The organism is Cryobacterium sinapicolor (genome assembly GCF_004403465.1).
GTDB classification, from domain to species: domain Bacteria; phylum Actinomycetota; class Actinomycetes; order Actinomycetales; family Microbacteriaceae; genus Cryobacterium; species Cryobacterium sinapicolor.
In genome coordinates this window covers 1-10,442 of sequence record NZ_SOGQ01000047.1, presented here as the reverse complement: position 1 = coordinate 10,442, position 10,442 = coordinate 1, and the positions used below count along the sequence as shown (strand labels likewise).

Below are 10,442 nucleotides of genomic sequence, written 5' to 3'. Positions count from 1 at the left end.
TTTGTGAGTTGCTTTAGTCGGTACTCACTGACCATCCCACGGTGGCTCTTTACGTTGACGAAGCAACACTCAAGAGCGGGAAACCACACCACTCACAGGGACGTGACCCGGGACCGGCGGGCCACCCCTGAGGAGATAGCCACCCAGGCGGCCACCGATACTGCCCGAGAGGGCAAACACCCAGCATTCGAGACAATCCGACGCGCGTAAAAACGCCCGAAGACACCCTGAACAACCGAGATCCCGCACACAACTCAAGAATCGCGACCAGAAACGGACGCGAGAACCCCTTAAACCAGAAATCGCTCCTTAGAAGCCTCAGGAGCGATTTCTTTTTGTTTCGACCGGACCGTTTCGTGAAGAGTTTCGCGAACGGCCCTTTGGTCGGGCTGACAGGATTTGAACCTGCGACCCCTTGAAGGTTCTGGCCTTAATTTAGTCGTTACCGAATGTCTCCGAAAACCCTCAAATTCCCTTGTATTTACAGGGAACCAAGCGATTCGCCGTCTCCAATTGTAGCCCATCGTTTTGGGTCAAATAGAGATGAATTAGATGGGTAAATGATGGCCTCTGAAGGCGCCCAGAGCGGTAATGACGAGCCTCTCACCTCTCCCCCGTGTGCCGCCGCATGTGAACGAGCATCGCCGGTGATCGCGTTCGGTCGTGTGCCTGGGCCGCGGTCTGGTTCGCATCACGTCGGCGCTATACACTGGGCGCGATTTAGTGCGTCGATCAACGGCCGAGGCAGTCGATTGAGAACGGTCCGATGACTGGGGGGCGCGCATCGAAGGAGGGCCGCGAGATGAGACCACTCCGATACTCGATAAACGTCACGCTGGACGGCTGCTGCCACCACGAGGCAGGACTCCCCCCGGACGAGGAGTCGATGCGCTACTGGACCGCTCAGCTGGAACGAGCCGATGCCCTGCTCTTCGGCCGGGTGACCTACGAGATGATGGCATCGGCGTGGCAGAAGCCAGCCACGGGCACGTGGCCCGACTGGATGGATGAATGGCAGAAACCGTTCGCCGACACCATCGACCGGGCGAAGAAATACGTCGTGTCGAGCACGCTGAGCGAGGTCAATTGGAATGCCGAACTGATGCGAGGCGACCTGGCGCAAGCAGTTCAGCGGCTCAAGCAGGAGTCAGGCGAGGGCCTGTGGGTGGGTGGAGTGACGCTCCCCCTGGCATTGGCCGATCTGGGACTGATCGACGAGTACGAGTTCCTTGTGCAGCCGGTCCTTGCCGGACACGGCCCGACACTGCTTGCCGGCCTGCGTGAACGCATCCAGCTCGAACTCGTGGACGGTCGTGAATTCCGGTCTGGGGCAGTCGCCGTGCGCTACCAGCCCTCGCGAGTTGCGGCTTGATGCGCTTTATCCTGGCACATTGGCCCAGCATGACGGGCGGGTTCAATCCAGGACTCCCCGAGCCGATACTAGTGATTGTGTCATGTAGAGGGTCCAGGGGGGCCGGCGTCAGTGCCCGTATAGGAATCCAGCGACGGGGCACCTACATGTGAGAATCGCCCGTTGGGCACGTTCTAGTTTGCGGCGATGGCACCGTGCGGTTGGGCACTCCAGCTGCGCAATAGGTCGAGCGCGTCGGCGGACGGTGTCCCCGGTTCGGCGAGTTAGGTCGCGATCATGATGCCGCCGCTCGAGGGGAGCATCATGGTCTCGAAGTTCAGCGACATCTCGCCGACGATTGGATGATTGATCCTCTTGGTGCCGGAGCTGTGGGTGCGAACAGTGTGCCCGCCCCACCACGTGCGGAAGTCAGTGCTGCGGGTGGCAAGAGCCATCAGCGCTTTGTCGCTGGGGTCTTGGCCGGCGAGGAGGCGGAGGGCCGACACGGCTGAACGAGCACTGGTCTCCCAGTCGAGGTAGAAGTCTTTCGCCCGGTCGTCGAGGAAGAAGGAGCGGGCGTTGGAGCCGACGGTCGTGGTGATGCGCTTCATCGCGACCGCGGGCACATCGCGCATGGTGTCCAGCAGTTGGGCGACGACGGGCGACACTTGGGCTTCGGGCTTGGCCCGCGACTCGCAGCGCGGACCGGAGGCGGCCTTGGACAGGTCGAACAGGTGCGCAGATTCCGCTTCGTTGAGTTGCAGTGCCCGCACGAGCGCGTAGAGCACGCTCTCGGAGACGGTACTGAGGTCGCCGCGTTCCATCCGTGTGCAGTAGGCGGTGCTGACGCCGGCGAGCTGGGCAACTTCCTCTCGGCGCAGGCCCAGCACCCGGCGTTCGCCGCCGAAGGACGTAAGGCCAGCCTTCTCCGGGGTGAGGCGTGCACGCAAGGCCGTGAGGAACTGCTGCACGTCGTTCTGACTATCCATATCCGCGACGCTAGCCGAGTATCGGCGAGCTGTGGGAGTGCACAAAAAAACGAGTCACCTACACCATCAGCAGTCCCATGGTCGTAAGACGAGCGTCAGGGCGGGAGATGCAACGCCTAAGCGCGTGTATCCCCTCTGGCACCAATACGATACAGATACGAGACTTCACACCGGGGGTGAACTGAAATTGCCACTAAGAATCCTGCACGTTAGTGACATCCATTTCAACGACCGCGGTTGGGACGAAGACCGGGATCAACGCACCGAACTGGTGCGGGACCTCAGGGCCTACGTTGATCGGGAGACTACGCTCGACGCGATCCTTGTGGGTGGCGATATTGCTTTCGGCGCGGAGCCCGCGCAGTACGCCACCGCTCGGGAATGGATCGACGAGCTGCTCGAAGCTGCGGGTGGCCTGGAGGCGAGCGACGTGTGGGTCGTCCCCGGGAACCACGACGTATCGTGGGATACCATCGGCGCCAGTTCGATTGCTCAAGATTTCCGCAAAGCAGTTGCGGAGTGCGAAGTGAACGACATCGATCTAACGCTTGAACGACGCCTTGCGCGTGATCCGCAATCAGCAGCCGTCATGGCTCCGCTGGATGCATACAACGAATTCGCGTCTTCCTTTGGTTGCGGAATCACCGCGGAATCTCCGATGTGGAAGGACGACACGCTCGAAGTCGATGGGATTGTGCTCCGGCTAACTGGCGTGAACTCCGCGCTTGCCAGTCACCAAGACCACCACGAGCCAGACAAACGAAATCTTGTGGTCGGCACGCACCAGGTTCAGTTGGACCGCGAACCCGGCCTCCTGCATCTGGTCATGATGCATCACCCCCCTAGCTGGCTGCGAGATTGGGACCACATCGCACCCTACCTGCAGCGTGCGCACGTCATTCTCTTTGGGCACGAGCATGCATACAGCTCCGTCCAGCCAGGAGGAGACGGCACGACGGTTCATGTGAACGCAGGAGCAGTGGCCCCTGAGCGTCAATCGGGCGGAGAGCACGACCCCTTCCTCGCAAGTTACAACGTGATCACGTTGAGCAAGGTGAGTGCAGGGCTGGAGGTTCACGTTGACCCGCGTTACTGGAGCAAATCAGACACGCGGTTCATCTCACATCCCCTAGGAGCCAAAACCTACTTCGCCGGTAATGAACCCAGTCCTCGCCGGAGCGAGGAAGCGACGTCGTTTCCAGAAGGCGAAGCCGCGGAGGATTCCACTGTTACCGCCTCGCCACTACTCGAGGATGCAACGGTGGCATCCCCTGCGGCCCTTTCCGGCGAGGTACGCAGGGATCTCCGTAGGATCGCCGTGCGTTTTCTCCAGTTACCCACCACAAGGAGACGAGAGATAGCCCGACGTCTGCATGTGTTGACCGATGAAGACTTGAGCACACCCGACCCGGAACTATGGACGCTAGTGCTGAAGCGTGTCCGGGACCAGCACCTGATCAATCAACTCGAAGAGGAGCTTTCGTGACCACTGACCCAACGTTCGACGAGATGGCTGCCGCATTGTCGGCGGCCACGATGGAGATCGACACCGCAGAGATCCAGAGCCGCAGGGCTGCGGCGAGCCTCGCGATGGCTGAACTGTCGACGCTCGATCTCGTCGCGGCTGCTTGTGGCGCTCCCGTTCCCGGCTCCGCGGAGGCCATCGAGTCAGCGATTCGAGAACACGACGGAACCTGGGTCACTGGTCGTGGACAGGAGGTGGTCCGAATCGTGGCGGCAGTTGCGTTGACAGCGCTTTTGCGCGAACCCGACCGTCGTATTCTCGCTGCTCTCGCCTGCGAGTCTGCTGCGTACCTCGGTTACGAGCCGGGCGCTCCTGGGCTGCTGCGCACCGCAGAAGCTGTCACGTTTGACGTGAGTACAGCGTCACGCGCCCGAGCCGATATCGCCGCTCTAAAAGGCGCCTCAAGGAAACTGCTCACGGGGGAGCAGGAACTCGAAGGACCACAGGCCGTAGCAGCAGTTCGCGCTCTCGCTCGGCGATTCGATGAGGTGGTCGAACAAGTCAGTATCCGGCTCGATCGGATGGACGAAGAACTCAACTCGCTGTGGTGGTCCCGCAAGAGTTTCCATTCCGCATCGAGTGCAGAGTGGGAGCAGCTTCCGGCAATGGAGCGAGTCGTTCGCGCGACGATCGAAATCGAGGAGCTCGTGCACATCGCCCCTGCGGCGCGAGGAACTGTCGAGGTGTTGAATGAGCGCGTCGGCAATCTCGACACTGAACCAGACGTCTCCATTCTTGACATTGCTGAGGAACTCGCTGGCTCCGCACATGCGGCTCTGCCCCACAGCCATTTCCTGCTCCCTCTGAGCACGGTGGCGTCGTCGCTGGCCATCTACCCTGGCCAACGAGATGTCGTCTCGACCGTCATCGCTCAGAGCACGGGCTTGGATCCGTCCCAAGTTGTCGGCCTTCGCGAGTTGGGCGCACAGCTCCTTCGCGAGAACTCCATGATGCGGGTGATGTGATCATGCGGGCCGACGGCGAACATGATGAGCTAGACGATGCTCGAACCGAGGATCCGGGTGGTGATGCTGAGGAACTAGGTTCCGAGGACGACAGCGACGATGAGGATACAGAGTTCGACCTTGGCGAGTCCGACTCACCGCCAGAGGCGCTATCGAACAGCCGGGTGACAGTCAGCAGCGGCGACGGGCTCACACTCAGTGAAGCGAACAGGCTCGTCGGCGACGTCCCGTCGACGGTAGTGCTCATAGCTGGTGAAGCCAACGCCGGCAAGACAACTTTGCTCGTCGAGTTGTTCGCACAGTTTCTTTCCGGGCCGACTGGGCCGTGGGAGTACGCAGGGTCACAGACAGTCTCGGGATTTCATCGTCGCCACAAACCTGCCCGCGCATCTTCTGGGGCGACGTCGCCCGCAACCGCTCGGACGCAGGACGACGAGATCCATCACCTTCACCTTGCTGTCGCTGCCGGAAGCCGCCGCGTCGACCTCGTCGTGTCGGACATTCGAGGAGAAGTGTTCGAGTCAATTATTGACGGCGCGACAGCCCTGCAGGAACTGCCATTCCTACCTCGTGTCGACATCTGCCTTGTGCTTGTCGACGGCGAACAGATGGGCCACGCATCGACCAGATCGCTGCAATTGCTGCGGGCGCAGCAGCTACTGATGGGCCTGCTCGAGCACGGCGGCCTGCGCGATGAAACGCGGGTGCTCCTCATCGCCACCAAGGCAGATAAACTGACCCCACAGGTACGAGACGCCAGCACCGCTGCCTTGGAAGCGATAGCTGGCGGACTTCGGCGACGACCGGCTCCAGTCGCAGCGCGAGCGCTGAGTGCTCGACCCGCGGACAACACCGCCCCTATGGGTCTAGCGGAGGTCCTCGAGTATCTCGTCGAGAAACCGGTTTCGACATCGCAGCCTGTAGCGCCGACCACGCAGCCTGGAGGTCGGCATTTCTGGAATGGAACTCAAACGTGACTGAATTTTCACCGCGAGCGATTCTGGTCGGGTTCCCGCACGCGGGGAAGTCCACCTACCTCGCTCTTCTTTTTCTGGCGATCCTGCGGGGAGAGCGTTGCTCGATCCAACTGGCCAATCACCGGGATGACCGTGAGCACGCCAACTTCCTCATGTCCGCGCTGCTGAACTGCAAAGAGGCAACGCGAACGGAGGTCTCACAGAAAAAAGGTCTGCGACTGTCGATTCGCCATCGCTCGGGCGAGGAAGGACTGTTGGCCGTGCCAGACCTATCTGGCGAAACGTGGCAGGATGTGATCGAAACCGGGACGATGGACGCAGACCTATTTGATGATGTTCGCTACTCGCGGTCGGCCGCGCTTTTCATTCATGTCGGGGACTTCGCGCATGATCCGCTTATAGCGGATGTGAACGCCGGAGCAGACGCCCTCGGGGATGCGGACCCTCGCGAGAGCGCAGCACCGGAGCCCTACACGCCGACCCAAGTTGACGTCGCCGAGCTCCTGCAAGTGTTGGACGAAACCGCAGGTCCAGAGTGCGAAATCAGCGTTGTGTTGTCCGCTTTCGATTTAGCGGAAGGCATTACACCTGCTGATTGGTTGACCGACAACGCTCCTCTCGTCGCGCAGTATCTGCGCTCGGCACGGCCTCGGCGAACGATTCGTTTGTATGGTCTAAGTGCGCAAGGCGGCAGTTTCGACACGGACCGAGATCAGCTTTCAGATCGGGACGGTCTTGACCGAGCGATCATGACAGATAGCGACGGAGTAGACGCCGCGATCGACGAGCCCATTCTCGGCCTCCTGCGACGATGAAGACCACGACCGTTCACCAGGCCCTCTACGGATACTCGCGGGGTCATCGATTGCTGAGTTCGTCCCTCCCGATTGATTCAGACGCAAGCCGCATCCTTCGCGTGGCCACCGACATGAGCTTCGATGGGCGCAGCCGCTCCTACCTGTCCGTGTTTCCTCTGCCATCCGCGAAGATGCAGGCATTCGTCCGAACATGGCCCGCGGGCAACTGGATGAGGCCAGGTGCCGTATGGTCGCACGTTGTCCTCGTCGGGTGGGCAGACCTAGCCCTCATCGAGGACTTCCGCGACCTGTTGGAGCTGAATCGACCTCGCCGCGTCGAGGATGACAACGACATCGAACGTTTTGCAGCCACGTGCGCCCGCGAACTCACTCTCAACATGTCGCCGCGCCCGGATCCATCGGGGATTTCCGGGGAACATTCAGTCGATCCGGTGTCGCTTGCCAGCGCTGTCTATTCCTCCAGTCGAACGGTCTCCGTAGTCTCGAACGTTCCAGAGAACGAGGAGGAGGTACTGCTTGAGCTGTTTGCGCAGCAGTGGTCTCGACTGCGCCGTTCTTTTGCATTCCGAACCCGCTACCGTTCGTCGGAGACGGCCGTGCGGTTTGACGTCGAGGTTGTCGAGAAGGGCGATCGGGTCGAGGCAGATCCAGTTATCCGGGACTGGGCGAAGTCGCTCGCCGACGACCTCAACGGTCGCCGGCCCGCACTGCGTAAATTCCTGCACACCTACGGTGCCGAGAGTCGCCGCGGCCGCCGAGATATGTCGGTGCTCGTTAGGGCGCAGGAGACACTCGCGAGCCGAGGAGCCATCCTCGAAGCCGTCTCCAGCCTCTTTTTCGAATTTCCCCTGCCCAATCAGATGCGCCGTCTGAAGGGCGATATTCTGCGAGAGTCGGGCAGCTTTGATGTGCCGGAAGCTGTACGACTAGCACTCGCCATCAGATTCTCGGAGCATCTGGACCTGGGAGAGCTCGAGGTGGGGAGCCGCTTCGTTCGATTGATCCTTTCCGGGTCAGTCCCTGCGGAAGCTCTTGATGCAGAATTTGGCACCGATCTCACTGCTGTGCCCGAATCACAAATCGAGCCGGTGCTTGCCGAGATCGCCGATCATCTGGACGTTGACAGTGTCGTCCGATTCGCAACCCTGCATCAGGACCTGGGGCTACTCGTCGTAGCTCGCAGACCCGCGTTTCTTTTTAACCCTGACGTTTGGGAAGCGCTGGAAGGAGAGTCCGTCGGGGATGTGTTCGCGTCGCTCGCGGCTGCCGTGCAGGATGAGATTCTCGAATCGCTCCTTCATGGCGGTTCAGTCGACGCACTCACACTTGCCTGCAGCGCCTCTCCGGAGGCATGGTGGCGACTGGTAGATCTGGTCAGCCGGAGTGGGATCCCTGCGGCCCAGATCGTTGCAAGCGCCCAAGTATTGAGAGACACCCTGCAACGAATCGGCTTGGCCAGCCTCTCAGGCAAGATCTCGCTCGGCACCAACCCTCGGTATGCGCTCACTGTCCTCCTGTCAGCCCCGCTCCACGCCGGCCTCTGGAGGCGGGTGAATGCTCGCGATTGGCTGAAAGCGCTGTCATCCTGTCAATCCGGTGAGCTTCGGGGCGCGCCTAACTGGGTACACGAACGACTGCTCGCTGTCAGCCTTGTCGCAGCCATTCAAAGCGGAGAGATAGCTTTGCGCAAACGAGGCTGGCAGAACACATTCGCGCCCCTCCACGACGCACTGGGCAACGAATACTTCGATTCGGAAGCGTGGGAGGTGCTGGGTGCCGCTTTACCGTCGGGCCCCACCTGGGATCGCTGCTACCGTCTCCGACGCGGTGCAGTAACCGAGATTCGTCGCGACGAATGGGGCGCCACATCGACCAGCGAACTTATCCGCGGTGCGGGACGACAGGCGCCCGATATGGCAGAACTCATCAGCCGCCGAAAAGACATGCGGAAGAGTTGGGTTCGCGATGTACTGCGGATCCTCGGTTTCCAATAGGTGGCGTCACTCCCGCCGCGGCGCTAGAGGTGACACGAGACAACTCCGCTGTGAGAGCTCATGCTGCTCGTCTTGCCTCCGGCACAAATGTTGCGTCGTTAACACGGGACGCGCCCGCTCCGGGGGTGCCCCCATGTTCTTGTCAAGCGGCGAGCTGATGGTCGGCTTGCTGGACGGTGCCGTCGCGGAGCACGGCGTAGAGGACGTCGCAGCGTCGTCGAGCGACGGCCACGAGGGCTTGGTTGTGGCGTTTGCCTTGAGCGATTTTGCGGTCATAGTACGCGCGTGGGAGCGGGTCACGGAGCGCGGCGAAGGCGAAGAGGAACGGCGCTCGTTTGAGGATCTTGTTCCCGCGACGGGAAGGATGCTCGCCGCGGATGGAACTGCCCGAGCGGCGGGTGACCGGCGCCAAGCCTGCATATGCGGCGAGGTGGCCGGCGATCGCGAAGTCCTTTCCGGAGACTTCGGTGAGGAGTCTGGCGGCGGTCCTGATCCCGACTCCGGGCATGCTGATCAGGATGGGTGAAGAGGGTGAGCCTCCACGAGCCGTTCAACCTCGACCGCGACCTCCTCGCGTTGCCGGCGCAAGGCAGCGAGCTGTTCGGCGAGTCTGGGAAGCACGATTCTGCTGGCGTTCGTGTCAGTGACCACGACGGTCTGCTCGCTGAGGGCCCGGGCAATGCCCTACTCGTCGGGAGTTGCCGCTGCATTGAACAATGGGAGACCGCAGTTCTTGCCAAGTGACGGATGCTTGTTTGTGTCGGGGCAGAACGCTAAAGCGCACGCACATGCCTGCGCGTGCAGGAGGCTCAGTGGTGCCGTGGCTTGTGACATGGCGAGAGCGGCGGCGTGCTTCAGCAGCACCCGCACAGCGGCCGAGAGAACCTTCGATCCGTGGACCGTTTCACCAACTAACTCGTCGATGAGCATGCCCGGGGCGGCAATAAGGCTCTGCAGCCCCACTGCGAACTGCTCGAAGAGCAGACACAGCGCGTGCTCACTCAGGGAAACAGGTTTGCCAGGCGGTGTGAGAGCGTCAAGGAGGTCAACGGTCGCCTCGCGCACTCGTTCGTCGGGCGCTTGGAGCATCAGCCGAAAGACGTTCTCGCTGAGTTCACCGAGTTTGTCTCGTTGGCCGCTGTAGTCAGTGAAAGCCGGAGGTGGCGTCGTCCGAACGCTGCGCAACGGCGACCACATCGTCGGGGTCCGCGTCCCGCCTAGTTGCGATGACCCCGGGCCCGAGCCATGCACCGGGCAGTTTTGCCACCCAGAACTAGTTCGATGTATCCCGGTGATAGGTGCGGTGCAGCCGCCATTTTGCATTGTTCCCCCTTGTAGATCCGTGCCGGGCGCTTTCTTGCTGAGGGCACCGCTTGTTTGAGCCCGCGTCCCGGCAGTTCCGATGCTGACCCATTTGGGAAGAATCGTCAAACGCAACGAGTGACAGGTCACGTCGGATTGGGTGCCCTCTAGCGTCCGCTCCCCTCGTCCGGCAACACTGGCGCTTCTCGAAGTGGCATGCACGGTCCGCCCGTATATCCGCGGGAGGTGCACGCGACCAGGAGCGGTCAGCTGTTCACGGCCGCTTGCACAGCCAAGTTTTACGCTTTCGCGGGCAATACGCGGAACGAAGGGGCATCGCACCCGTTACTGCGCAAAAGAAAATGTCAGCTCACTCGCTCATGACGGCGCTCACTGAAATTCCCCAGTTCTGCCTTGGGTTCTAGCGATCGTCGCAACACTCACCATTCTGAGAGTTGCAAACGCCCATGCTCGATACCGCGAACACGCCGCTACCGCACAGGACCTACCGCGAAGCCGAG

General features: G+C 61.3%; 8 protein-coding genes and 1 pseudogene. 6 read left to right on the top strand and 3 right to left on the bottom strand.

Going from position 1 to position 10,442, the window contains the following annotated elements; genetic code table 11:
- Positions 1 to 802 precede the first annotated feature (802 nt).
- Entirely contained in the window at positions 803 to 1,372 is a 570-nt protein-coding gene (locus tag E3T28_RS09280) for a dihydrofolate reductase family protein (protein WP_134430081.1), read from the top strand.
- A gap of 263 nt (positions 1,373 to 1,635) precedes the next feature.
- Here the strand turns inward: E3T28_RS09280 and E3T28_RS09275 are convergent, their stop codons facing one another.
- The gene (locus E3T28_RS09275; protein WP_241979258.1) at positions 1,636 to 2,340 is read right to left on the bottom strand and encodes a helix-turn-helix transcriptional regulator; all 705 of its coding nucleotides are present in this window, start codon (positions 2,338 to 2,340) and stop codon (positions 1,636 to 1,638) included.
- Positions 2,341 to 2,464: 124 nt separating this feature from the next.
- On the opposite strand from E3T28_RS09275, the gene E3T28_RS09270 reads away from it, so the two are divergent.
- The 5 genes from E3T28_RS09270 to E3T28_RS09250 are packed head-to-tail and all read left to right on the top strand — an operon-like array spanning position 2,465 to position 8,619.
- Positions 2,465 to 3,826 (top strand): metallophosphoesterase, encoded by a 1,362-nt coding sequence (locus E3T28_RS09270; RefSeq protein ID WP_166786976.1) that lies wholly within the window; start codon positions 2,465 to 2,467, stop codon positions 3,824 to 3,826.
- Entirely contained in the window at positions 3,823 to 4,830 is a 1,008-nt protein-coding gene (locus tag E3T28_RS09265) for a GTPase-associated system all-helical protein GASH (RefSeq protein ID WP_134430075.1), read from the top strand. The genes E3T28_RS09270 and E3T28_RS09265 overlap by 4 nt, the downstream gene beginning before the upstream one ends.
- A gap of 2 nt (positions 4,831 to 4,832) precedes the next feature.
- The gene (locus E3T28_RS09260) at positions 4,833 to 5,807 is read left to right on the top strand and encodes a TRAFAC clade GTPase domain-containing protein (RefSeq protein WP_241979259.1); all 975 of its coding nucleotides are present in this window, start codon (positions 4,833 to 4,835) and stop codon (positions 5,805 to 5,807) included.
- Positions 5,804 to 6,622, top strand: coding sequence for a TRAFAC clade GTPase domain-containing protein (locus E3T28_RS09255; protein WP_134430069.1), 819 nt, complete (start codon positions 5,804 to 5,806; stop codon positions 6,620 to 6,622). Before E3T28_RS09260 ends, E3T28_RS09255 begins: the two co-directional genes overlap by 4 nt.
- Entirely contained in the window at positions 6,619 to 8,619 is a 2,001-nt protein-coding gene (locus tag E3T28_RS09250; protein ID WP_241979257.1) for a GAP1-N1 domain-containing protein, read from the top strand. The genes E3T28_RS09255 and E3T28_RS09250 overlap by 4 nt, the downstream gene beginning before the upstream one ends.
- Positions 8,620 to 8,761: 142 nt before the next feature.
- Here E3T28_RS09250 and E3T28_RS09245 read toward each other — a convergent pair.
- Positions 8,762 to 9,300, bottom strand: a pseudogene (locus tag E3T28_RS09245) (transposase); the annotation flags it as partial.
- A gap of 3 nt (positions 9,301 to 9,303) precedes the next feature.
- Complete coding sequence (locus E3T28_RS09240; RefSeq protein WP_134430063.1) at positions 9,304 to 9,816, bottom strand: hypothetical protein; 513 nt, start codon at positions 9,814 to 9,816, stop codon at positions 9,304 to 9,306.
- Positions 9,817 to 10,442 lie beyond the last annotated feature (626 nt).

Coding starts and splice junctions, on each gene's coding strand:
- E3T28_RS09280 (WP_134430081.1), top strand. CDS start 803: ATGAGACCACTCCGATACTCGATAAACGTCACGCTGGACGGCTGCTGC.
- E3T28_RS09275 (WP_241979258.1), bottom strand. CDS start 2,340: ATGGATAGTCAGAACGACGTGCAGCAGTTCCTCACGGCCTTGCGTGCA.
- E3T28_RS09260 (WP_241979259.1), top strand. CDS start 4,833: ATGCGGGCCGACGGCGAACATGATGAGCTAGACGATGCTCGAACCGAG.
- E3T28_RS09250 (WP_241979257.1), top strand. CDS start 6,619: ATGAAGACCACGACCGTTCACCAGGCCCTCTACGGATACTCGCGGGGT.
- E3T28_RS09240 (WP_134430063.1), bottom strand. CDS start 9,816: ATGTGGTCGCCGTTGCGCAGCGTTCGGACGACGCCACCTCCGGCTTTC.